The 22,129-nt window shown below is 73.1% G+C and carries 20 protein-coding genes; 15 read left to right on the plus strand and 5 right to left on the minus strand.

Translation table 11 applies throughout. The features are described from left to right. Window positions 1–204 precede the first annotated feature (204 nt). From ABZ898_RS26830 to ABZ898_RS26865, 8 genes are all read left to right on the plus strand, one after another. Window positions 205–915 (plus strand): class I SAM-dependent methyltransferase, encoded by a 711-nt coding sequence (locus ABZ898_RS26830; protein ID WP_361664014.1) that lies wholly within the window; start codon window positions 205–207, stop codon window positions 913–915. A 47-nt stretch (window positions 916–962) separates the two neighbouring features. Next, a complete protein-coding gene (locus ABZ898_RS26835; protein WP_361664017.1) occupies window positions 963–1,841 on the plus strand; it encodes a diiron oxygenase in 879 nt (292 codons plus the stop codon). Then, complete coding sequence (locus tag ABZ898_RS26840; RefSeq protein ID WP_361664020.1) at window positions 1,838–2,086, plus strand: acyl carrier protein; 249 nt, start codon at window positions 1,838–1,840, stop codon at window positions 2,084–2,086. Before ABZ898_RS26835 ends, ABZ898_RS26840 begins: the two co-directional genes overlap by 4 nt. After that, window positions 2,086–2,925, plus strand: coding sequence for a hypothetical protein (locus tag ABZ898_RS26845; protein ID WP_361664023.1), 840 nt, complete (start codon window positions 2,086–2,088; stop codon window positions 2,923–2,925). The genes ABZ898_RS26840 and ABZ898_RS26845 overlap by 1 nt, the downstream gene beginning before the upstream one ends. Before the next feature lie 33 nt (window positions 2,926–2,958). Then, entirely contained in the window at window positions 2,959–3,810 is an 852-nt protein-coding gene (locus ABZ898_RS26850) for an alpha/beta hydrolase (protein ID WP_361664025.1), read from the plus strand. Further along, window positions 3,803–4,402 carry a 4'-phosphopantetheinyl transferase superfamily protein gene (locus tag ABZ898_RS26855; RefSeq protein ID WP_361664028.1) on the plus strand — a complete coding sequence of 200 codons (600 nt, stop codon included), beginning with the start codon at window positions 3,803–3,805 and terminating at the stop codon, window positions 4,400–4,402. The genes ABZ898_RS26850 and ABZ898_RS26855 overlap by 8 nt, the downstream gene beginning before the upstream one ends. Before the next feature lie 142 nt (window positions 4,403–4,544). After that, window positions 4,545–5,966, plus strand: a complete 1,422-nt coding sequence (locus ABZ898_RS26860; protein ID WP_361664031.1) for an FAD-binding oxidoreductase — start codon at window positions 4,545–4,547, stop codon at window positions 5,964–5,966. A 37-nt stretch (window positions 5,967–6,003) separates the two neighbouring features. Continuing rightward, complete coding sequence (locus ABZ898_RS26865; protein WP_361664034.1) at window positions 6,004–7,572, plus strand: MFS transporter; 1,569 nt, start codon at window positions 6,004–6,006, stop codon at window positions 7,570–7,572. A 67-nt stretch (window positions 7,573–7,639) separates the two neighbouring features. Here ABZ898_RS26865 and ABZ898_RS26870 read toward each other — a convergent pair whose 3' ends face one another. Continuing rightward, window positions 7,640–8,554: a LysR substrate-binding domain-containing protein gene (locus ABZ898_RS26870; protein ID WP_361664037.1), complete on the minus strand. Its 915-nt coding sequence runs from the start codon at window positions 8,552–8,554 to the stop codon at window positions 7,640–7,642. 102 nt (window positions 8,555–8,656) lie between these two features. Here ABZ898_RS26870 and ABZ898_RS26875 point away from each other — a divergent pair, with 102 nt between their 5' ends. The 5 genes from ABZ898_RS26875 (at window position 8,657) to metK (ending at window position 13,843) form a co-directional block, all read left to right on the plus strand. Further along, window positions 8,657–9,022, plus strand: coding sequence for a nuclear transport factor 2 family protein (locus tag ABZ898_RS26875; RefSeq protein ID WP_361664176.1), 366 nt, complete (start codon window positions 8,657–8,659; stop codon window positions 9,020–9,022). A 532-nt stretch (window positions 9,023–9,554) separates the two neighbouring features. Continuing rightward, window positions 9,555–10,622 (plus strand): ParB N-terminal domain-containing protein, encoded by a 1,068-nt coding sequence (locus tag ABZ898_RS26880; protein ID WP_361664040.1) that lies wholly within the window; start codon window positions 9,555–9,557, stop codon window positions 10,620–10,622. 52 nt (window positions 10,623–10,674) lie between these two features. Further along, window positions 10,675–11,547: an NAD(P)H-binding protein gene (locus ABZ898_RS26885; RefSeq protein ID WP_361664043.1), complete on the plus strand. Its 873-nt coding sequence runs from the start codon at window positions 10,675–10,677 to the stop codon at window positions 11,545–11,547. A 44-nt stretch (window positions 11,548–11,591) separates the two neighbouring features. Beyond that, on the plus strand, window positions 11,592–12,563 hold the full coding sequence (locus tag ABZ898_RS26890; RefSeq protein ID WP_361664045.1) for an aldo/keto reductase: 972 nt from the start codon (window positions 11,592–11,594) through the stop codon (window positions 12,561–12,563). 83 nt (window positions 12,564–12,646) lie between these two features. Next, window positions 12,647–13,843: a methionine adenosyltransferase gene (metK, locus tag ABZ898_RS26895; RefSeq protein ID WP_361664048.1), complete on the plus strand. Its 1,197-nt coding sequence runs from the start codon at window positions 12,647–12,649 to the stop codon at window positions 13,841–13,843. Window positions 13,844–13,904: 61 nt separating this feature from the next. On the opposite strand, the gene ABZ898_RS26900 is transcribed toward metK, so the two are convergent. The 4 genes from ABZ898_RS26900 to ABZ898_RS26915 all read right to left on the minus strand — a co-directional run bounded on the left by ABZ898_RS26900 (window position 13,905) and on the right by ABZ898_RS26915 (window position 19,836). Further along, on the minus strand, window positions 13,905–14,639 hold the full coding sequence (locus tag ABZ898_RS26900) for an isocitrate lyase/phosphoenolpyruvate mutase family protein (protein ID WP_361664050.1): 735 nt from the start codon (window positions 14,637–14,639) through the stop codon (window positions 13,905–13,907). Window positions 14,640–14,721: 82 nt separating this feature from the next. Further along, window positions 14,722–16,119 (minus strand): lyase family protein, encoded by a 1,398-nt coding sequence (locus ABZ898_RS26905; RefSeq protein WP_361664053.1) that lies wholly within the window; start codon window positions 16,117–16,119, stop codon window positions 14,722–14,724. Further along, the gene (locus ABZ898_RS26910) at window positions 16,116–18,074 is read right to left on the minus strand and encodes an FAD/NAD(P)-binding protein (protein ID WP_361664056.1); all 1,959 of its coding nucleotides are present in this window, start codon (window positions 18,072–18,074) and stop codon (window positions 16,116–16,118) included. The genes ABZ898_RS26905 and ABZ898_RS26910 overlap by 4 nt, the downstream gene beginning before the upstream one ends. A 4-nt stretch (window positions 18,075–18,078) precedes the next feature. After that, window positions 18,079–19,836 (minus strand): AMP-binding protein, encoded by a 1,758-nt coding sequence (locus tag ABZ898_RS26915; RefSeq protein WP_361664059.1) that lies wholly within the window; start codon window positions 19,834–19,836, stop codon window positions 18,079–18,081. A gap of 328 nt (window positions 19,837–20,164) precedes the next feature. Between ABZ898_RS26915 and ABZ898_RS26920 the strand changes: the two genes are divergently transcribed. Both ABZ898_RS26920 and ABZ898_RS26925 read left to right on the plus strand, forming a co-directional pair. Then, entirely contained in the window at window positions 20,165–21,145 is a 981-nt protein-coding gene (locus ABZ898_RS26920; protein WP_361664063.1) for a hypothetical protein, read from the plus strand. After that, window positions 21,142–22,128, plus strand: a complete 987-nt coding sequence (locus tag ABZ898_RS26925; protein ID WP_361664066.1) for a histidinol-phosphate transaminase — start codon at window positions 21,142–21,144, stop codon at window positions 22,126–22,128. Before ABZ898_RS26920 ends, ABZ898_RS26925 begins: the two co-directional genes overlap by 4 nt. Window position 22,129: the final 1 nt, after the last annotated feature.

The raw sequence follows: 22,129 nt of genomic DNA on the forward strand, positions 1-22,129 counted from the left end.
CCCCTGCCGAGCGCGTGGAGGGAAAAGCGGAATACGCTCCTTCCCTCCACGCCGCCCACCTGCGGGCGGGCGTTCAACCGTGGAATCTCCTCGGTTGAACGCCCGCCGGAGCGCGACCGCGCGCCTTACGCGGGCCTCGGCGGCTGTGGTAATCCCTTTGGTTCGACAGGGCCTGACGCCGGATCTATTCCTCAGGAGACTGGCATGAGCAAAAGCGCCCAGAAGTCCTACGATTACGCGACCGCCGACTTCAACGCCGTATATCGCGGAGGTGAACTGCTGGGTGACGCCGGGATCACCCGGGTCCCCTGGGACATCGGTGAACCGCAGCCCGGTGTGCTTGAATTCGAGCGCCGCGGCCGAATTCGCGGTGAGGTGCTGGACGCGGGATGCGGTCTGGGTGACAACGCCGTCTTCCTCGCCGCCCGCGGCCACCGGGTCACCGCGGTCGACGCCGCCTCCACGGCGATCGAGCGGGCCAGGAAGCGCGCGGCGGACCGGCCCGGCGGCGCGGACATCGAGTTCGCCGTCGCCGACGCCACCAGCCTGGCCGGCTTCGAGGGCCGCTTCGACACGGTGCTGGACAGCGCGCTGTTCCACACCCTCGACGCGGACGGGCGCCGTCGCTACGCCGCCGCCCTCGGCCGGGCCGCCCGGCCGGGTGCCTGGCTGGACATGCTGTGCTTCGCCGCGGTCCCCGGCGGCATGCCCGAACCCCTGTCCGTCTCCGAACAGACGGTGCGCGATGTGCTCACCGAGGCGGGCTGGACGGTGACGGAGCTGACCCGGACCGTCTACTGGGGCGTGGCCGAGGCCACCCGCACCTTCCTGGAGAAGACGGGCGTCCAGGTGGAGATCGACGACGCCGGACGCACCCAGCTGCCGGTCTGGTCCGTCCTCGCCGAGCGCGCCTGACCGCACCGCCCGCGCTACCGCAACTCCTCCCGAAAGAAGGTCTGCCGATGGCGACGACCGTCAAACCCGTCAAGCTGGATCTGGCCCGGCTGGAAGCGATGGCGGAGTCCGACTACTACAACCCGTACACGATCTTCGACTGGCCCGAGTCCCTGGAGACGGACCGGCCGTGGATGAGCGAGGACCTGGTCACGCTCGCCGGCACCGAGGAGTGGGGCAGGCTGACGCGTGAGCAGCAACTCGCCCTGACCCGGTTCGAGGCGGTGAACTTCTTCAGCCTCAACGTGCACGGCATCCGCGAGCTGCTCAGCGAGGTCGTGCTCCGTATCCACACCAAGACCTACGCCGACGCCTCGGAGTTCCTCCACCACTTCATCGGGGAGGAGAACGAGCACATGTGGTTCTTCGGGACCTTCTGCCTGAAGTACGGCGGGAAGGTGTACCCGGCGGTGCCGCAGGTCGGTCCGGGCCGGATCGAGGGCGTGAGCGACGCCGCGACCGAACTGGTCATCTTCGCCCGCATCCTGATCTTCGAGGAGCTGGTCGACTACTTCAACGCGCGGATGGCGACGGACGATTCGCTGCCGCCGATCGCGCAGGAGATCAACCGGGTCCACCACCAGGACGAGAGCCGCCATGTCGCCTTCGGGCGGCACCTGTTCACCCAGCTCCTGGACCAGGTCAAGGAGAGCAGCCCGCAGGACATCCCGGTGCTCGCCAACTACCTGGAGACGTACCTCGAGTACAGCGTCCGCAGTCTGTACAACCCGGCCGTGTACCGCGACGCCGGTCTCGACCAGCCTCTCGAACTGCGCCGCCGGCTGCTGGAGCACCCGGCCCGGCACGCCGCGCACACCGCGATCCTCAACCGCACCCGCAAGTTCCTCGCCCGCAACGGCCTTCAGGTCCAGGGAGCATCGGCATGAGCGACGACAAGCTGACCAAGATCCTCACCTTCATCAACCAGCGCAACCCCGAGGTGGGCGAGCTGAAGCTGGACGACGACCTGATCGACCGCCGCGCGGTGGACTCGCTGGCGTTCGTGGAGTTCCTCTACCTGCTGGAGGAGCTGAGCGGGGAGACGATCGACCCCGAGGAGATCGACGTCGAGGACTTCCGCACCCTGCGCGCCATCGACAAGCGCTTCCTGCACGGCGCGGCGGCCGGCTGATGGGCACCGCCACCGGGACGACCGACAACGGCCTCGGCGTGCTCGGCCCGGACGAGCTGCGGCTGCTGCGCGCCTTCGACTCGCTGGTGCTGTCGTGGGCGCACGAGTGGGAGGCCGAGGAGCGGCGCTACCCGTTCCTGCTGCGGCCGGCGGACCTGGAGTCCATCGACTACTACGAGAACTTCCCGCACCTGGGTCTGGCCGCCGTGGCGGCCGACCCGGCCCGGCTGGCCGAGCTGCGCGCCGGTGCCGCGAGCCCGTTGGAGGAGCTGCCGTCCGCCGTCCTGAACGACGCGGCGCTGGCCCTGCCCTCGGCCGCCTGCTACTCGGTCTACTTCGACCTGAAGGGCCGGGCGCTGGCCGCGGCGGAGAACCGGTTCACCACGGTCTCCACCTGCTTCCGCAACGAGACGCGCTACGAGGGGCTGCGCAGGCTGCTCGGCTTCAGCATGCGCGAGATCGTGTTCGTCGGCTCGCCCGAGGGTGCCACCGGGCACCTGAAGCGGGCCAAGGAACAGGTGCTGGGCCTCGCCGACCGGCTGGGCCTGGCGATGAGCACCGAGGTGGCCACCGACCCGTTCTTCGACCGCACCGGATCACGGGCCACCATGCAGCGCCTGTTCCCGGTGAAGGAGGAGTTCGTGGTGGACGGCCTGGCCATCGGGTCGGTCAACTACCACCGCAACTTCTTCGGTGAGCGCTGCGCGATCTCCCTGCCGGACGGCTCGCCCGCCTCCACCAGTTGCCTGGCCTTCGGCCTGGAGCGGTGGGTGCACGCGCTGACCGCCCGGTTCGGCGACGCCCGCTCGGCCGCCGAGGCGGTCCTCGAAGCCGTCTGAGCCCCGCCCGCCCCCGCGCCCGAAAGTGAGCCGATGACCGACACGACCGTCGACGACGCCCTGGAGACCGGCGAGATCCAGGTGAGCGACGACATCCGGATAGCGTACGAGCGACGCGGGTCCGGACCCGACATCGTCCTCGTCAACAACTTCTTCATGGACCGCAAGTCCTGGCGGTCCTACACCGCGAACCTGGCCACCACGGCCCGGCTCACCTCCTACGACCTGCGCGGCCAGGGCGACTCCAGCCCGCATCCCGGGGAGCCGGTGTGGGAGGACCACATCGGTGATCTCAAGGCCCTGTTCGACGGCCTCGGGCTGGAGAAGGCGATCCTGGTCGGCACGTCGTTCTCGACGCTGATCTGCCGGGACTTCGCCGTCGCCCACCCCGAGCGGGTACAGGGGCTGATCCTGGCCGGGCCGGCGATGAGCCCGCACGGGCCGCAGCGGCTGCGCCGCATCACCAAGTCCTGGCTGAAGACGCTGGACACCTCCGGACTGGGCGTGCTGTACGAGCAGTTGTACCCGCTCGTCTCCGGCGACCGGGCGGTGGAGGAGGCGGGGCCCATCGGTTTCATGGGCCGCAAGCAGAACTTCCTGGGCATCCACACCGTGGAGTCGCTGCGGGCCGGGCTCGCGGTGTCGGTGAAGGCGCCGCTGGCCCCGGAGATCATGACCAGGGTGGCGGCTCCGACGCTGCTGTTCGTCGGCGGGGACGACTTCTCGCTCAGCACGGACGCGGTGCGGGAGATGGTGGGGCTGTTCCCGGACGCCACCACCGTCACCGTCCCGGACGGCGGGCACCTGGCCTTCCTGGAGGAGCCCGAGTGGTTCCAGCGGGAGGTCGTGTCCTTCATCGAGCGGGTCGCCGGGAAGGGTGACTGAGACACCGTCTCCGGGGCTCCCGAGCGCATGGCTGCTCGGGAGCCCCGGCCGTGCCTGCCGGGTGGTGCTGGCGAGCGCCGCGGTCGCCCCGCCGGGCACCGGCGCGGCACAGCACCGGGCCGGCCGGGACGCGGTGGGTGCGGCGCTGCGGCGCGCGGGCAGCCCCGTGACGTCGGTGGGCCGCGCGTACAGCGGGGCGCCGGTCTGTCCGGCGGGGTTCCCGGCCTCCGTCACCCACAGCACCGCGCTGGCGGTGGCCGCGGTCGCGCCCGGCGCCCGTGGCGTGGGGGTGGATCTGGAGCCGCGCTTCCCCGAGCAGCGGCTGCACCGGTTCCTGCTGGACGACCGGGAGCGGGCCGAGCTGTGGCCGGCGGGCGATCCGCTGGGGCTGCGCCGGCTGTTCGCCGCGAAGGAGGCCGCCTTCAAGGCGCTCTCGGACTGCGCGGACGCGCATGGCGGGCTGTTCTGGCGGGTGCGGCTCAGCCGTCACGAGGGGCGGCTGTGGGCACGGGCAGGCGACCGGTACGCGCTGGTCGGCGAGCTGACGGAACCCGGGTTCTCGCTGGCCGTGGCGGTGACCGCCACTCCCTGAGCAAGCCATAAGCAAAAGTTCGGCATCCCAGAAAAACCAGGTCTTGGACTTCTGATCGCATCGTCGGGACCATGACTGGGACGGCAGTGCCGCCGCGACCCCCGTCAGCGGCACTGCCGTCCCTCGACGAAAGGAACGGACCGTGCCCGCTCGCCCCGAACCGCCCACCGCGCGCGAGGACCTGAGCGCGGCGGCCGGACAACTGGCCGGGACCGTGAGCGGCCCGCTGTTCACGCCGGGCCAGGACGGCTACGACGAGGAACGCGTCCGCTATCAGACCCATCTGCCGCACCGGCCGGCGTTCGTCGTCGGCGCGGCCGAGCCGAAGGACGTCCAGCGGGCGGTGGAGTTCGCCGCCGCGCGGGACCTCCCGGTGGGCGTGCAGGCCACCGGCCACTGCCCCGCGCCGCCCGCGGGGACCGGTGTCCTCGTCAGCACCCGCCGGATGACCGAGGTACGCGTCGACCCGGCCGCGCGCACCGCCTTCGTGGGCGCGGGCGCGCGGTGGAAGCAGGTCATCGAGGCGGCCGCGCCGCACGGCCTGGCCCCGCTCAGCGGCAGCGCCCCCGATGTGGGGGCGGTCGGCTACACCCTGGGCGGCGGCATCGGCCTGATGGCCCGGAGGTTCGGCTACGCGGCCGACCACGTGCGGCGCGTCGAGTGCGTCACCGCCGACGGCAGGGCGCGCGAGGTCACCGCCGAGAGCGATCCGGACCTCTTCTGGGCGCTGCGCGGCGGCCGGGACAACTTCGGCCTGGTGACCGGGCTGGAGGTGGACCTGGTCCCGGTGACCCGGCTGTACGGCGGCGGACTCTACTTCGACGGCGCCTCGGCGGAACGCGTGCTGAACGCCTACCTGAGCTGGACGCGGACGGTCCCGGAGGAGACGACCTCCTCCCTGGCGCTGGTCCCGCTGCCCGACACGCCGGCCCTGCCGCCACCGCTGCGCGGCCGGTACGTGGTGCACATCCGCGTCGCCCACCTCGGCGACCCGGACTCCGGGGAGCGGCTGGTCGCCCCGCTGCGCGCGCTCGGGCCGCGGCTGGCCGACTCGGTGCGCGAACTGCCGTACACCGAGTCCGGGTCCATCCACAACGACCCGGTCCCGCCGGCCGCGTACGCCGGGACCAACGCGATGCTCAGCGGTCTCGACGCGGACGCGGTGCGCACGGTGCTCGACCTGTCCGGTCCCGGCGCGCCGGTCACCAGCATCGTCGAGGTGCGCCATCTCGGCGGCGCGCTGGCCCTGCCGCCGCGGGTGCCGAACGCCGTCGGCAACCGCTCGGCCCGCTACCTGCTGGCGGTGCTGGACCGGGTGACCGACGCCGACGCGGACGCGGTACGCGCCGCGCACACCCGGCTCGTCGACGCCCTGGCCCCGCTCACCACGGGCCGCAACCTGAACTTCCTGTACGGCGCGGCCGCGACACCGGACCAGGTGCGGCTGGCGTACGACCCCGACGACTACGCGCGCCTCGGCCGGATCAAGGCCGCGTACGACCCCGGAAACCTCTTCCGGCTGAACCACAACATCCCGCCGATCCCCTCCCCCGGCCCCCGCTGACGGGCCGCGGCCGACCGCTCCGGCAGCAGAAGGAACGATGATGGAAAAGAAATGGTGGACCCTGTTGGGGGTGTGCGGCGGGACGTTCATGCTCCTGCTGGACACCACCATCGTGTACGTCGTCATGCCCGACGTGCAGCGCGACCTGGAAGCCAGCTTCGCCGACCTGCAGTGGGTGATCGACGGGTACGCGCTGGCGCTGGCCTCCTTCCTGCTGACGAGCGGCACGCTGGCCGACCGGTTCGGGCGCAAGAGGCTCTACGCCATCGGCGTGGCCCTGTTCACGTTCGCCTCGCTGCTGTGCGGCGTGGCGCAGTCCCCGCTGATGCTGATCCTCTCGCGGGTGCTCCAGGGCGTCGGCGGTTCGGTCATGTTCGCCACCGGCCTGGCGCTGCTCGCGGGCAGCTTCCAGGGCAAGGAACGCGGTATGGCGTTCGGCGTGTGGGGCATGGTGACCGGCCTCGCCTCCGCCGTCGGCCCGGTGGCCGGCGGCCTGATCTCCAGCGGCATCAGCTGGCGCGGCATCTTCCTGGTCAACGTGCCGATCGGTGTCGTCGTCGCCCTGATCATCGCGCTGCGCGTGGACGAGTCGAAGTCGCCCTTCGCCCGCAAGCTGGACTGGCCGGGCTTCGTGCTGCTCACAGGCGGTCTCGCCACCCTGGTCTACGGTCTGATCCGCGCCGGTGAGACCGAGTGGGGCGACGGCCGCGCGGTGACCGGTCTGGTGGTGGGCGCGGTGCTGCTGCTCGCCTTCCTCGCCGTGGAGGCGAAGTCCGAGCAGCCCATGTTCGATCTGCGGCTGTTCCGCATCCCCACGTTCGTCGGCGGCTCCATCGCCGCCTTCGCGATGAACGGCTCGCTGTTCGCGATGTTCCTCTTCCTGGCCATCTACTTCCAGGAGGCGCTGGGCTACTCGTCGCTGGAGACCGGTCTGCGTCTGCTCACCGCCTCGCTGTCGATGCTGGCCGCCTCCCTGATCGCGGGCCGGCTCAGCGCCAAGATCCAGCCCCGGTACATGATCGGGGTCGGCCTGCTGCTGGTCGGTGCCGCGCTGCTGCTGATGGGCGGGATCACCGAGTCCAGCGGCTGGGAGCACTTCATCCCCGGTCTGGTGCTGGGCGGTATCGGCGCCGGTCTGGTGAACCCCCCGCTGGCCTCCACGGCCGTGGGCGTCGTGGACTTCTCCCGCGCCGGCATGGCCTCGGGCGTGAACGGCACGTTCCGTCAGCTCGGCGTGAGCGCCGGTGTGGCGGTGCTCGGCTCCACCTTCGCCGGCGTCATCAGCGAGCGGTTCCGCGACGGACTGCGCGGGGTGCCGGAACTGGCCGGGCGCGGCGAGCAGCTGGCCGCGCTGACCCGCGGCGGCGAGACGGAGCAGGCGGTGCGGCTGGTGCCCGGGGCTTACGGGGAGAAGGTGCAGCAGATCGCCACGACCGGTTTCGTGGACGGGCTGAACACGCTGCTCGCGGTGTCGGCGGGGCTGGCGCTGCTGGGCGGTGTGCTGGCGCTGGTGCTGATCCGGCCCGCCGACTTCCAGGCGGCGCAGGCGCCGAAGCCGGAGGCCAAGGACGCTCCCGGGCAGTCGCCGGTGGCCGCCGAGAGCTGAGTCCTTCACGCACGGAGCGGGCCCGTCGGCTGCCGACGGGCCCGCTCGTCGTCGTCCCCGGCCCCGGTCAGGCCCCGCTCATCGAGGCGACGGCCTGGCCGGCGGCCGGTTCCCCGAAGGACTGCCGGCAGTGCAGCAGCAGTTCGCGCAGGGCGGGGCTCTTGGTGGGCGCGGAGATCAGGGCGAGCACCGCCGGTACGTCGGCGTCGGTGATGGGGACGGTCGTGAGCCCCTCCTGATGGGCGGTCATGGACTCCGAGAGCACCGCCACGCCGAGTCCCCGCTCGGCCAGGTTCATCACCGCGCCGGGGGCGCTGGCCTGGAGTGCGATCGTGGGGGTCAGACCGAGCGCGGCGGACGCCTGGTCCAGCGTGGCCCGGATACCGGTTCCCGCGGGCAGGCAGACGATGGGGTAGGCGCTCAGCTCGGCGAGGGTGACCCCGCCGCTTTCGGCCAGCGGGTGGCCGTGCGGCACGGCGGCGACGATGGGCTCGCTGACCACCTGCCAGCCGTCCAGGTCCTCCGGCGCACGGTGGGCGGCGCCGATCAGCGCCAGGTCGACGCTGCCCTCGCGGACGTACTCGACCAGCTTGGCGGAATCGTCCTCGACCAGGCTGATCTCGACTCCGGGGTGGGCGAGGTGGAAGCCCGACAGGGCGTCGAACAGCGGCTGGACGGTGCAGGCGGTGACCATGCCGACGACCAGCTTGCCGCGGACCAGACCGTTCATCTCGTCCACGGCCTGCCGCAGCGAGTCCATGGAGGACAGCACGGACTTGGCGTGGGCGAGCACCACCTCGCCGACGGCGGTGAGCTGCACGCTGCGCCCGGAGCGGTCGATCAGGGTGGCCCCCAGGTCGTTCTCGAGCTGGCGGATCTGCGCGCTGATACCGGGTTGGCTGATATGCACCAGCTCCGCGGCCCTGGTGAAATTGGCTTCCTGTGCCACGGCGATGAAGTACCTGAGCTGCCTGATCTCCATAACCCTGAATTATAACGACGATCCGGATGATTGATTGGACTTGTTCTCGGCCAATGACGGAAAATTGCCACGTTGGTACCCGGACCGCAGGAAAGGATGATTGTGTCCGAGAACGAGAAGGCCCTGAAGCCGGAAGACCTCACCCGCCTCTTCGTGGAGCGCGCCAACGCCGGTGACGCCGCCGGCCTCGCCGCGCTGTACGACGAGGAGGCCGTGATGGCCTACCCGCCCGGCAGCACCACGGTGGGCCGCGAGGCGATCCGCCGGCTCTGGGAGAAGGTGCTGTCCAACGGGCCGCGCTTCGAGCCCGAGGAGCCCCTGCCCACGCTGGTGTTCGGTGACATCGCGCTCACCTCGACGCCGCCGAGGGACGGTTCCGGTGCCCGCGCGCAGGTGGTCAGGCGCCAGGCGGACGGCAGCTGGCTGCGCATCATCGACCAGCCGGAGTTCCGGCCGCCGACGAGCTGACGGTCTGTCGTTTTCTGGCCATCCTCGCCTGGGCGCCGCCGGCCATGTCACGGCCGGCGCCCGGTGCGCGGCAGAGGAAATCCGGCCGGAGAACCCGTTGCCTCCTGTGAGGCGGCGGTTCCGGCCCGGCCGATTTCTCTCATCGCACGTTGACGATTCACCGGCACCGGATATGGTGCACGGCAGCAGGTCCAGAGCCAAACGGGGGAGGCTCTTCACAGTGATACGCGATACTCGACGCCGTTTTTCGGCGCGGCGGGCTCTTTTCCGGACCCGCCCCTTCCAGCCCGGCCCACTCGGTGAACGCCGCCCATTCGGCGCGGCGGCGCACCGGCGGCCGGGCTCTCGTGTATCCCCCGTCTGTAGTTCCGACCGGGCATTCGCGCGCGGCCGCTGACCGCCCGCGAAAACACCGTCGTCGGCTTCTCCCGTCACCGTCCGGGTGTCGCGTACCGGCGACAGGTGTGCAGGCACGCGCGTCAATCTCACATCTTTATGCCCCCCGTACGGACATATGAACAGGAGATTGAGAATGGCTGTGACCGAGACCAGAAGCATTCATCTCGCCGCGCCGTCGATCTGCGAGTCGGCGGAGATGTGGCACGCGCAGGCGGACAGTCTGCCGGTGACCCGGGCTCCCATCGAGACCCTGTCCACCGACGACTCCCCCCGCATCTCGGGCGAGAACGAGGAGCACGTGCGGCACCTGGCCCAGTGCGTCTCGCCGCTGCCGCCGATCATCGTGCACCGCGCGACCCTGCGCGTGATCGACGGCGTCCACCGGCTGCGGGCCGCCCGGCTCAACGGGCAGAGCCACATCGACGTGCAGTACTTCGACGGCACGGCCAAGGACGCGTTCCTGCTGGCCGTCGAACGCAACGCGCATCACGGACTGCCGCTGACGCGCGCCGACCGCAACGCGGCGGCGCTGCGCATCATCCGCTCCCACCCGGACTGGTCGGACCGGATGATCGCGGCCGCGACCGGGCTGTCACCCAAGACGGTGGGCTCGATCCGGCGTCGTTCGGGTGACGCAATTCCTCAGTTGAACGCCCGGATCGGCCGGGACGGCCGGTCGCGCCCGGTCGACAACTCCGAGCGGCGGCGGCTGGCCGGCGAGTACGCCCGCGCCCATCCGCAGGCCACGCTGCGGGAGATCGCCAGGGAGAGCGGACTGTCCCTGGCGACCGCCCGGGACGTGCGCGAACGGGTGCAGAAGGGGGCCAGCCCCACGCTGGGCGGCCGCCCCTCCGGTGCCCCGCTGCCGCGGCCGGCCGCCGCCCCGCCGGTGTCGCGCGTCCCGCAGCCGTCCGGTCCGGTCACCGCCTTCGCGCTGGCGGAGACGCTGTTGCTGCTCAGGCGGGACCCGTCGATACGGCTCACCGAGCACGGCCGGTTCCTGCTGCGCCTGCTGGACACCCACGCGCTGGCGAACCGGCGCTGGGAGGAACTGGTGGACCGGATACCGCCGCACTGCGCCGCCAAGGTCGCGGCCGCGGCCCGCGAATGCGCGGCCTCCTGGCGGGACGCGGCACAGCAGCTGGAGGAACGGGCCCGTGCGGTCGACGGCCGCGGGGCGGTGAACACGATCGCCCGGTAATCGCGAATAAGCGGCCCTCGTCGGATCCGGCAGATTTCCCTATGCTCTCCGCATGACAATTCTGGTGACCGGAGCCACCGGCAAAACGGGCCGCCATGTGGTGCGGCAACTGCTTGCCGCAGGTGAAGAAGTACGTGTATTGATCCGCGATCCGGAAAGCGCAGCGAACGCGGAAAACGCGGACGCCCTTTCCGGAGTGGATGTCGTACGTGGCGATCTGAGCGAACCGGAAAGTCTTTACGCGGCCCTTGACGGGGTGTCATCCGTTTTCCTCTTCCCGGTTCTCGACGCCATACCGGCGTTCGCGGAGACGGCGAAACGCGCCGGAGTGCGCAAGGCCGTGCTGTTCACCGGGGCCTGGGCCGCGGGGCACACCGCCCGGGACCGTGCCTCCTGGGTCTACCCGCGCTACCGGGCGGCCGAGGCGGCGCTCGCCGAGAACGGTCCGGAGCGGTGGACGGTGCTGCGGCCGGCTCCCTTCGCCACCAACGCGCTGTGGTGGGCGCCGGGCGCGCGGGCGGACGGGGTGGTGCGGCTGCCCCATCCGGACGCCGTCTGCCCGGTGGTCCACGAGGCCGACCTCGCGGCGGCCGCCGTGGCCGCTCTGCTGGACGACGGCCACCACGGGAAGCGGTACACCGTCACCGGACCGGCCCCCGTGTCGCAGGCGGAGCAGGTCGCCGCGATCGCGCGGGCGAGCGGACGTCCACTGCGGGCCGAGCGCATCGACCCGGAGGTCTGGCGGGCCGGGGCGGAGCGCTTCCTGCGGCCCGGCATCGTCGCCGACCTGCTGAACGAGTGGTCCCAGACCGAGGCCGACCCCGCGACCGCCCTGCCGGTCACCTCGTGCGTCGAGGACCTCACCGGACGGCCCGCCCGCACCTTCGCGCACTGGGCCGCCGATCACGCCGCCGACTTCTCCTGACCCCGTCCCGCCCCGAACACGGCCACCGCCCCGAAAGGACGGTCATGGAGTACACCCAGCTCGGCCGCAGCGGTCTGCGCGTCTCCCGGCTCTGCCTCGGCACCATGAACTTCGGGGTGCACACCGAGGAGGCCGAGGCCCACCGCATCCTGGACGCCGCCCTGGACGCGGGCGTCAACTTCGTCGACACCGCCGACCTGTACGGCTGGCCCGAGCGGCCCGGCCTGACCGAGACGGTCATCGGCAACTGGCTGGCGCGGGGCGGCGGCCGCCGTGAACGCACCGTGCTGGCGACCAAGGTGTACTCCGACACCGGCGACTGGCCCAACGAGGGCGGGCTGTCGGCGCTGCACATCCGCCGGGCGGTCGAGGCCAGCCTGCGGCGGCTGCGGACCGACCACATCGACCTCTACCAGATGCACCACATCGACCGCTCCACGCCGTGGGACGAGATCTGGCAGGCCATGGACGTCCTGGTGACCCAGGGCAAGATCGTGTACGTCGGGTCCAGCAACTTCGCGGGCTGGCACCTGGCCGAAGCCCAGGAGTCCGCCCGCGCCCGGCACCTGCCCGGCCTCGTCAGCGAGCAGTCCCACTACAACCTGCTGGAACGCACGGTGGAGCTGGAGGTCGTCCCGGCCGCCCGGCGCTACGGCATCGGCCTGCTCCCCTGGTCCCCGCTGCACAGCGGCCTCCTCGCCGGAGTGCTGCGGGACGAGCGCCGGGGCGTGCGGCGCACGGTCGCGCGGGCCGCCGCCGCGCTCGCGGCCAGGCGCCCGCAGATCCAGGAGTACGAGGACTTCGCCGCCGAACTGGGCCAGGAGCCGGGGCACATCGCACTGGCCTGGCTGCTCGCCAACCCCGCCGTCACCGCGCCCGTGGTCGGTCCCCGCACGCTGGCGCAGTTCCACGGCGCCCTCGCGGCGCTGGAGGTGGAGCTGGAGCCGAAGGCGCTGGCCCGGCTCGACGAGATCTTCCCCGGCCACCGGCCCGCTCCCGAGGCCTACGCCTGGTGACATCCGGCCGGCGCCGCCCGGTGCCGGCCGTGCCCGGACCCGTAACCCACCGTCAGCAGCCGCTGCGAACCCCAGGGAGTGTCATGCCCCGCCGTCTGTTCACTTCGGAGTCCGTCACCGAGGGCCATCCCGACAAGATGGCCGACCGGATCAGCGACACGGTTCTCGACGCGTTGCTCGCGCGTGACCCGGGTTCGCGTGTCGCGGTGGAGACCCTGATCACCACCGGCCAGGTGCACGTGGCCGGTGAGGTCACGACGCGGGCCTGGGCCGACGTGCCCGCGCTGGTCCGCGAGGCCGTCCTCGACATCGGCTACGACGCGTCGGCCAAGGGCTTCGACGGCGCGTCGTGCGGGGTCTCCGTGTCCATCGGCGCCCAGTCCCCCGACATCGCGCGCGGTGTCGACACCGGCGGCGCCGGCACCGAGGACCCGCTGGCCGCCCAGGGCGCCGGGGACCAGGGACTGATGTTCGGGTACGCGACCGACGAGACGCCGGAGTTGATGCCGCTGCCGATCAGGCTCGCGCACCGTCTGGCGCAGCGGCTGACCGAGGTGCGCCGCTCCGGGAACATGCCGTACCTCAGGCCCGACGGGAAGACGCAGGTCACCGTCGAGTACGACGGTGACCGGGCGGTCCGCCTGGACACGGTCGTCGTCTCCGCGCAGCACGCGGCGGACGTCTCCCTGGAGGACCTGCTGGTGCCCGAGATCCGCCGGAACGTGGTGGAGGCGGAGCTCGCGCGGCTGGCCGGGGAGGGGATCGAACTCGACACCGAGGGCTGCCGGCTGCTGGTCAATCCCACCGGCCGCTTCCACATCGGCGGCCCGATGGGCGATGCGGGCCTGACCGGCCGGAAGATCATCATCGACACCTACGGGGGCATGGCCCGTCACGGCGGCGGCGCCTTCTCGGGAAAGGACCCCTCCAAGGTGGACCGTTCGGCCGCGTACGCGATGCGCTGGGTGGCCAAGAACGTGGTGGCGGCCGGTCTGGCGTCGCGCTGCGAGGTGCAGGTGGCGTACGCCATCGGGCGGGCGGAGCCGGTGGGCCTGTTCATCGAGACCTTCGGTACCCACCGGGTCGGCGTGGACGTGATCGGCAAGGCCGTCGACGAGGTCTTCGACCTCCGCCCGGCCGCCATCATCCGCGACCTGGACCTGCTCCGCCCGATCTACGCCGCGACCGCGGCCTACGGCCACTTCGGCCGCGAGCTGCCGGACTTCACGTGGGAGCGCACGGACCGGGCGGACGCCCTCCGCGCGGTGGCGGGGCTGTAGGCGGGCTCGGACGACCGCGCCCCGCCCGGCAGTCGGGCGGGGCGCTTCGGCATGCCGGGTCTCAGGCGGGCAGCGAGCGGGCCAGCTCGGTCAGGGACGCCTTGACGCGGTCGTGCAGTCCGCCGCCGAAGGTGACGCGGGCGGCGCCGAGCCGGCCCAGTTCCGCCGGGGACGGGCCGCCCGGGAGGTACAGGGCGTTGAGCGGCGCCGGTACGGCACCGGACAGTTCGGGCAGCAGCCCGGCCGGGGCCAGGATGGGGTACACCACGTCGGCTCCCGCCTCGGTGTAGAGGCGGCCGCGCACGATCGCCTCCTCCGCGTCGTCCGCGCCGTACAGGAAGCTGTCCACACGGGCGTTGAGCACCAGCCGGCCCCGGGCGGCCGCCGTGACCTCGGCCAGCCAGTCGGCGTGCGCGTGGGCGTCCTTGAGCTTGCCGGAGGCGTGGTCGGTGTCCTCCAGGTTGCAGCCGACGGCACCTGCGGCGAGCAGCCGCTCCACGATCTCCGCGGGCGGCAGTCCGTAGCCGTCCTCGATGTCGGCGGTCACGGGGACGCCGACCGCGCGGACGATCCGGCCGAGCGCGGCGAACACCTCGTCGGCGGGGGCGGTTCCGCCGTCGGAGTGGCCGAGCACGGCGGCGACCGCGGCGCTGGAGGTGGCCAGCACCCGGTGTCCGGCGTCGGCGAAGACGCGGGCGCTCTCCGCGTCCCAGATGTTGGGGATCACCAGCGGATCGGCAGGGTCGGGCCGCTGGTGCAGCGCGCGGAAGTCCTCGGTCCGGGTACGGCTGGGCACAGGTCGTCTCCTGAAGTTCGGTCGGAACGCACGAGCCGCCGTCAGCGTAGGCAACGCGGGCCGTGTACGTCCCGTCGCCGCCTCAGCGTTTCAGCGCACGGTCCACCAGCGCGCCCGCCGCCCCCGTGTAGTGGGCGGGGTCCAGCAGCGCGGCCCGCTCCGGCCCGTCCAGGACACCCGCCAACTCCGGCAGCTGCGACAGGACTTCGGCGAGCGGAACCTCCTCGGCCGCCGCATGTGCCGACGCCGCGGCCAGCAGGTGCCGGGCCTTCGCCTTGCCGAGGCGGGGGGCGAGGACGGCGGCGAGGCGCTCGGAGACGATCTGGCCCCCGGTCAGGCCGAGGTTGGCGCGCATCCGGCCGGCGTGCACGGTCAGGCCGCGGCTCAGCTCCAGAGCGGTGTGCGCGGCGCCTCCGGTCAGGCGCAGGGCCTCGCGCAGCAGCGTCCATTCGGCGTGCCAGCCCCCGGCGGAGCGTTCGTCCTCGGTGGTGAGGCACTGGGTGAGCCCGGCCGAGAGCACCGGGACCTGGAGGGCGGCGGAGCGGATCAGGGTGGCGAGGACCGGGTTGCGTTTGTGCGGCATGGCGGAGGAGGCGCCCCGGCCGGCCGGGCCGGGTTCGGCCACCTCCCCCACCTCGGTGCGGGTCATGACCTGCACGTCGACCGCGATCTTGCCGAGCGCGGCCGCCGTGTGGGCGAGCGCGGCGCCGAGGTCGGCGACCGGGGTGCGCAGCGCGTGCCAGGGCAGCACCGGGCGGGCGAGGCCGGTCTCCTCGGCGTAGGCCGTGGTCAGGGCGTCGAGGTAGCCGCCCGGATCGCCGGCGCCGGTGGCTCCGTCGAGGCGCGCGTACTCCAGGTATCCGGCGAGGGTGCCTGCCGCGCCGCCGAGCGCCACCGGCAGCCCGTGGTCCAGGACTCGGCCGAGCCGGTCGGCGCAGTCCAGGACCAGGGACCGCCAGCCCGCGGCCTTCAGTCCGAAGGTGGTGGGCACCGCGTGCAGGGCGAGGGTGCGCCCGGCCATGACGGTGTCCCGGTGCGTCCCGGCCAGGCGGGCCAGTTCCCCGGCGGTGGCGCGCAGGTCGGCGACGGTGAGGCGCAGGGCGCGGGCGGCCACCAGCATGGTGCCGGTGTCCAGGATGTCCTGGCTGGTGGAGCCCCGGTGGACGTACTCGGCGGCGGCCGGGTCGGCGGCGGCCACCACGGCGGTGAAGGCGCGCACCAGGCCGACCACCGGGTTGGCGGTCTCGCGGGCGGCGAGGGCGAGGGCGCGCGCGTCCAGCCGGGCCGCGTCGGCGGCCTCGGTGATGACGGCGGCGACCGGGGCGGGCACCGCTCCGAGCCGCGCCTGGGCGCGGGCGAGCGCGGCCTCGGCGTCGAGCATGGCCTGCAGCCAGGCGGTGTCCCCGGTCGCCTCCTCCACGGGCACCCCGGCCCGTACCGGGGACAACAGGCCGGCATCGAGGACGGGTTCGGCGGTCATGCGGTCACCTCGGCGGGTCCGGTGGCGGGGATCGGTTCGGTCGCGGGGCAGGGCGGCAGGGACAGGACGGCGTGTGCGACGGCGTCGGAGTCCTCCAGCGTCACCGAGCCCACGCCGGGCCGGATGCCCGCGGCGGTGACCCAGTGCACGGACTCGGTGGGGACGCCGTAGGCGAAGCGCCGGGGGTGGGCGCGTCCGGCGGCGTCGACGAGCCGGTAGGGACGCTGCGTCACGTCGAGCCCGCCGGTCTCGTACGCCTCGCCGTGGGCGGCGGGTATCCGGTGCGGGCGGCACTGGCCGGTGCTCAGAAGGTGCCGCAGCAGCGGGTCGGCGGTGCGCTGCAGGTCGGGTTCGGGCAGCCGGGCCTCGATGAGCGCGCGGAACGGCGGGGCGGTGTCCGCTCCGCCGGGGGTGCGGGCGAGGAAGGCGGGGAGGCCGGGCGCGGTGTCGACGCGCAGGCCGGGCGGCAGGATCTGCACGATGTCGGCCTCGACGAGGGCGGCGAGCTCCTCGATGCGGGAGGCGGGCGGGCCGATGGAGAGGAAGGCGTTGAGCGGGGTGTACCAGCCGTGCAGTTCGTCGCGGTAGGAGAGGCCGTCGATGCCGTCGTGGTCGACCACGAGACGGATCTCGTTGCGCAGGTCGCGCAGCACGTCGAGGGCGGCCTTCAGGGGGCCGGTGACGTTCCCCACGCGGGCGTCGGCCACGTCCTGGCGGAGGTGGTCCAGCAGCCAGGCGCGGTGGTCGGCCGCCGTGGTGAACTCCCGGTCGCCGTACGGGCGGGCGACGCGCTCCCAGTCCCAGCGGTCGGCCGCGCCGATGCCGGACGCGTGGAGGAAGGCGTCCTCCTGGCTGTCGGGCACGTGCGGATAGGCGTCGGCGAACGCGGTGGCGTCCTGCCCGCGCGCGGTCAGCAGGGCCGCGTAGTAGACGCCCTGGACCTCCCGGGAGATCAGGGGCCACAGGTCGGTGCCAAAGCCCGGCCGTTCGCCGCGCCGGGCGCGCGTCCGCAGTGCCTCGACCCGTTCCCGGTCGAGCAGCCGCGGCTCGTGGCGGCCGTGGGCGCCCTTCTGGTTCTCGCCCCGCGCGTGGTACGGCACCCCGCGCCGGGACCCCGCGTACATGCGGGGTTCCCGCCCGGAGGGTACGTAGACGAGCCGGTCGCCGGTGCGGGTGAAGGAGCCGCCCCGGCCGAGGGTGAGCAGGGCGAGGTGGTCGAAGAAGTTGAGGCCGAGGCCGCGCAGCAGGACGGGCTGTCCCGGGGCGATGCCGGTCAGGTCGTGGTCGGCCGGGTTGGCGGGTGGCAGATAGGTCAGCCCGTGCGTGGCGGCGAAGTCCGCCAGGCCGCGGGTGCCGGGGTCGGGGCGGGCGGGGAGGTGGCCGAGGGCGAGTACGACGGCGTCGAGTCCGGTCAGTGCGGTGCCGTCGGAGAGGAGCACGCTCTGCGGGCCGTCCGCCGCGGGACCGGCGTCGTCCAGGGCGATGGCACGCGCGGTGTGCACCCGGACGGTGATGTGCGCGGGGGCGGTGGCGAGCAGGCGCCGGAAGACCCAGCGCAGGTAGTGGCCGTAGAAGGCGCGGGTGGGATAGGAGTCCGGGCCGAGCGCGCGGGCCTCGGCGGCGACGGGCCCGTCCGGGCCGCCGGGCGGTGCCCCGGTGCCGGCGAGGCGGCGGGCCCACTCGTACAGGCTGGGGCCGTCCTCGACCGGGCCGACGATGGTGACGCTCGTGTCGGTGAACAGGGTGACCTGCGAGGCCACCGTGTTCATGAGCAGGTGCGGGGACTGCGCCGTGCGCCAGACCCGGCCCGGTCCCGGAGGCGAGTCGTCGACGATGTGCACGGTGAGGCGGTCCCGCGAGGGCGACTTGCGCTCCTGGGCGAGCAGCCGTTCCAGGACGGACACGCCGCGGGGGCCCGCCCCGACGACACAGATCTCCGAGGGTGTGCTGGTCAAGTGGTCACTCTCCGCTGGACTGTGGAGTGGGCGTGGCCGGTCCGGGGACCGGACGGGGAGCGGGGCGGGGGACGGCGGCGGCCGGGGTGAGCCGGATGGACACCTCCGCTCCGGCGCCGACCGGCAGGGGCATCGACAGGTAGTCCGCGCCGTCGCGCACCCGGTCGAGGTAGGGGCCGGCGGGGGCGGAGCCCAGGGCGAGCACGATGGTGCCGGGGCGCATCCGCCCCTCCAGCGCGGTGAGCGCGGGCAGGGTGAGGTCGGGTCGGCAGTCGAGCAGGGCGAGGTCGACCGGGGCGCTCGCGCGGGCCAGGTCGTGCAGGCCGGCGTGGCGGACCTCGGCCCACGGGGCGAGCCCGGCCTCGGTCAGCCGGGCCTGGGCGCGGGCGGCGCGGTGTGCGTCGGGCACATGGCCGACGACGTGTCCGGTGCCGTTGGCGCGGGCTCCGGCGGCGAGTTGGTCGAGGGAGCCGTCCGCCGTGCCGTCGTACGCCACCACGCGGTCGGCGCGCAGGGAGCGGACCAGGGAGTACAGGAGGCGGCCGATTTCGGGGGTGAGCGGTTGTCCGGGGCGCCGCCGGGCACGCTCCGGGCGGACGAGGTGGAGGAACCCGTCGGCGTCGATGACGGCGCGCACTCCGGTGCGCAGGGGGCCGTCGGCGGCACCGCCCGCGCCGTCCGGGGCCGGCGGCAGGGCCAGTCCGGCTCCGCCGACGAGGAGTTCGCCGTCCGCCGCGATCTCGGCACGGACGTGGGACAGCGGTCTGCCCACCGTGCCGGACCTGCGGGCGGCCGGGGTGTTCCAGGCGACGGCGCCGGTGGTCTCCGCCAGCCCGTATCCGGCGTACACCGGCAGTCCGAGGCCCTCGCACTCGCGGAGCAGCCGGTGCGGCACCTCCGTGCCGCACCACAGCACCGGGACGCCGGGGGTGCCGAACAGGGCGGCCGGGACGGGTCTGCCCTCGCGGCGCGCGGTGCGGGCCGCGCCGATCAGCGCCACCGCGCCGGGCGGGGTGACGGCGAGCGCGGTGGGCCGGACGGCGGCGGTCCAGCCGGGCAGGGCGGCGCCGGGAAGGCCGGCCGGGGGCAGCAGCAGGCAGCCCGCGTCGGCGAGGGTCAGCGCGGTGGCGGCCACCTGGTGGGCCAGGTCGGCCAGCGGGAGGGTGACGGCGCAGCGGGCGAAGGCTCCGGCGGGCAACTCGGCCCGCAGCGCGTCGAGACGCGCGGCGACGGCGTGCGCGCGGATGCCCACCCGGGTGCCGGGCGGACCCGAGGCGGGGAGGAGCTTGCAGATCCAGTCCCGGTCGTCGTCGGGGAGGCGGTAGGCGCCGCCGGCGCGGGCGGTGAGCCGGGCGAGGTCGACCGGGACGACCGGGCAGCCGGCGGGGAGCACGGGGTGGTCCGCCCAGGAGGCCAGCAGGGCCAGCCCGCGGCTGTCGGCGAGCACGGCGGACACGTCCGCGAGCAGGGCGGCGGCGGTGCGCGCGGAGGCGCCGGGGGGTACGGGGCAGGCGGTCATCCGCAGGGCCAGCAGGGCGAGTTCGGCGACGACGGCTTCGGCGGAGTCGCCGCACAGGACACCTACGCTCGGGGTTTCTCCCCCGGCGACACGCGCCGCCAGCCGGTCCCCCAGGGCGCGGGCGGCGCGGGTGACGGCGCGGTAGGAGTGGACGGCCGTGGTGCCGTCCCCGGCCGTCACCTCCACCAGCGGCCGGTCGCCGTCCTCGGCGTGCCGGCGCAGGACGGTCTCAACGGCCCTCACGCTCGGATTCCTCCCGTCGGGCGCGCCGCCGGGCGCGGTGGTGGCGTAGGCCGCTTCAGGCGGTGGTGCGCTCGGGGCTGTGCCGGTTCCAGCCGACGTCGTCGGACCGGGACACCCGCACACCGGTGTTCACGCCGTACATGACTCCGCCGTACATGACTCCCCCTCTTCGGTAAATGAATCGGAAATCAGGGTTCGAAAAATCTTCGGACTCCGGCGGGGTTCACGGTTCGATCCTCCGGCGGAACAACCGTCACCCGTCGGCGAACGAAGACAAAAGACCTAACATGCTTCGGGTCGGCGCAGTGCCGTGAAACGAAGGATTGAAATGGAAACAGCTCAGCGTAAAACGGGCACGGAAATGACCGGGACCCCCTTGGGGGAACAGGCGGCAGGACCGCTCCAGGAGGCGATAGCCGCCTGCTCCGCCGGCCTCGCCGAGGACGTCCCGGACTACCGCACGACCATGCGCAACGTCGCCGAGGCACTGAGCGGCCTCTCCCGCGCGGTCGCCGAACAGGCCGACTGGGCGCCCCCGGACCGCCAGGGCGCGGCGGGGCCCCGTCCGGACGCCGGACGAAACGGCGGCGCGAACTCCGCTTTCCGGTACCTGAACGGCCTTCCGGACATCAACCGGGCCATCCAGAATGAACTGGCGGGGGCCCGCGAGGAGATCCTCACCGCCCAGCCGGACGGCTCGCGCCCGCACGCCGTGCTGCGGGACGCGCTCGACTCGGTGCGCCGTCAGCTCGCCGCCGGCGTGGCCATGCGGACGCTCTACCAGCACAGCACGCGGTTCGACGAGCCGACGAAGCACTACGTGAAGGCGGTGACCGGGTTCGGTGTCCAGGTACGCACGCTGCCGGAGTTCTTCGAGCGGCTCATCATCATCGACCGGGCGGCCGCGTTCATCCCGGGCAGCCGGGACCGCCGGACCGCGGTGCTGGTCCGGGAGCCCGCGGTGGTCGGTTTCCTCACCGATGTGTTCACCCGGCAGTGGGACCGCGCCGAACCGTTTCCCTTCGTCCCGGTGCGCGCCGCGGAGGCCGCCGGAGAAGTGATCCCGGACATGCGGGAATGCATCCGGAAACTGCTGATCGAAGGCCGCTCGGACAAAGAGATCGCACGCCGGCTCGGATTGAGCCTGCGTTCGCTGCAAAGCCATGTGGCGCGCCTGAAAGAGGATTACGGAGCGCAGCACCGGCTCCAGCTCGGATATCTCATGGCATTGAGCGATCATTTCCCGGCCGAGCCGGATTCCGGTATTCCCGAAAGCCCCCGAGCGACCCCAGGAGCGACGCGCCCATGACCCGTCACGCGCTGGCCGCGAACGAGAACCCCTACCCGCCGCTGCCCTCGGTGCGCGCCGCGCTGTCGGCGGCGGGCTACGGCCTCAACCGCTACCCCGACCGCGCGGTCACCGCACTGGGCGAGGCGCTCGCCGCCCGCCACGGGGTGCCGCGTTCGCACATCGTGACCGGGGCGGGATCGGTGGGCGTCACCCTTCACCTGCTGCACGCCCTGCTGCGCGAGGGCGACGAAGTGGTGTACGCCTGGCCGTCGTTCGAGGCGTATCCGCATCTCACCGGGATCTGCCGGGGCACCTCGGTGCGGGTGCCGCTGCGCGAGGAGCGGCACGATCTGGCGGCGATGGCCGACGCGATCACCCCGCGCACCGCGCTGGTCATCGTGTGCAGCCCCAACAACCCCACCGGCACCGCCGTCACCCGCGCCGAGCTGGAAGCCTTCCTGGACCGCGTACCGCCGGGCGTGCTGGTGCTGCTGGACGAGGCGTACCGGGAGTTCGTGCGCGACCCCGAGGTACCGGACGGCATCGACCTGTACCGCTCCCGGCCGGGCCTGGTGGTGCTGCGGACCTTCTCCAAGGCGTACGGCCTGGCCGCGCTGCGCGTGGGGTACGCCGTGGCGCACGAGGAGGTGGCCGACCGCATCCGGCACGCCGTCGTCCCGTTCGGGGTGAACGCGCTCGGCCAGGCCGCCGCGCTGGCCTCCCTGGCGGCCGAGGACGAGCTGCTGGAGCGGGTGGAGGCCGTGGTGAAGGAACGCGACCGCCTGGCGACCGCGTTGGGGCCCGACGTGCCCGTGACCGCGTCCGAGGCCAACTTCCTCTGGCTGCCGCTCGGTGAGCGCACCACCGCGTTCGCCCAGGCGTGCGCCGGGGCCGGGATCGCCGTACGGGCCTTCCCCGGCGAGGGGGTCCGCGTCACGGTCGGCACGCCCGAGGCGAACGACGCGGTCCTCAGGGTCGCGGCGGCGTTCCCGGCCCGGTGAG

It is taken from the genome of Streptomyces sp. NPDC046860, assembly GCF_040645115.1.
Classification (GTDB): Bacteria; Actinomycetota; Actinomycetes; order Streptomycetales; family Streptomycetaceae; genus Streptomyces.

Excerpts from the sequence above, each read along its gene's own strand:
- ABZ898_RS26830 (WP_361664014.1), top strand. The coding sequence starts at position 205 with ATGAGCAAAAGCGCCCAGAAGTCCTACGATTACGCGACCGCCGACTTC.
- metK (WP_361664048.1), top strand. The coding sequence starts at position 12,647 with ATGCCCCGCCGTCTGTTCACTTCGGAGTCCGTCACCGAGGGCCATCCC.
- ABZ898_RS26865 (WP_361664034.1), top strand. The coding sequence starts at position 6,004 with ATGATGGAAAAGAAATGGTGGACCCTGTTGGGGGTGTGCGGCGGGACG.
- ABZ898_RS26835 (WP_361664017.1), top strand. The coding sequence starts at position 963 with ATGGCGACGACCGTCAAACCCGTCAAGCTGGATCTGGCCCGGCTGGAA.
- ABZ898_RS26905 (WP_361664053.1), bottom strand. The coding sequence starts at position 16,119 with ATGACCGCCGAACCCGTCCTCGATGCCGGCCTGTTGTCCCCGGTACGG.
- ABZ898_RS26880 (WP_361664040.1), top strand. The coding sequence starts at position 9,555 with ATGGCTGTGACCGAGACCAGAAGCATTCATCTCGCCGCGCCGTCGATC.
- ABZ898_RS26840 (WP_361664020.1), top strand. The coding sequence starts at position 1,838 with ATGAGCGACGACAAGCTGACCAAGATCCTCACCTTCATCAACCAGCGC.
- ABZ898_RS26850 (WP_361664025.1), top strand. The coding sequence starts at position 2,959 with ATGACCGACACGACCGTCGACGACGCCCTGGAGACCGGCGAGATCCAG.
- ABZ898_RS26925 (WP_361664066.1), top strand. The coding sequence starts at position 21,142 with ATGACCCGTCACGCGCTGGCCGCGAACGAGAACCCCTACCCGCCGCTG.
- ABZ898_RS26885 (WP_361664043.1), top strand. The coding sequence starts at position 10,675 with ATGACAATTCTGGTGACCGGAGCCACCGGCAAAACGGGCCGCCATGTG.
- ABZ898_RS26920 (WP_361664063.1), top strand. The coding sequence starts at position 20,165 with ATGGAAACAGCTCAGCGTAAAACGGGCACGGAAATGACCGGGACCCCC.
- ABZ898_RS26870 (WP_361664037.1), bottom strand. The coding sequence starts at position 8,554 with ATGGAGATCAGGCAGCTCAGGTACTTCATCGCCGTGGCACAGGAAGCC.
- ABZ898_RS26890 (WP_361664045.1), top strand. The coding sequence starts at position 11,592 with ATGGAGTACACCCAGCTCGGCCGCAGCGGTCTGCGCGTCTCCCGGCTC.
- ABZ898_RS26845 (WP_361664023.1), top strand. The coding sequence starts at position 2,086 with ATGGGCACCGCCACCGGGACGACCGACAACGGCCTCGGCGTGCTCGGC.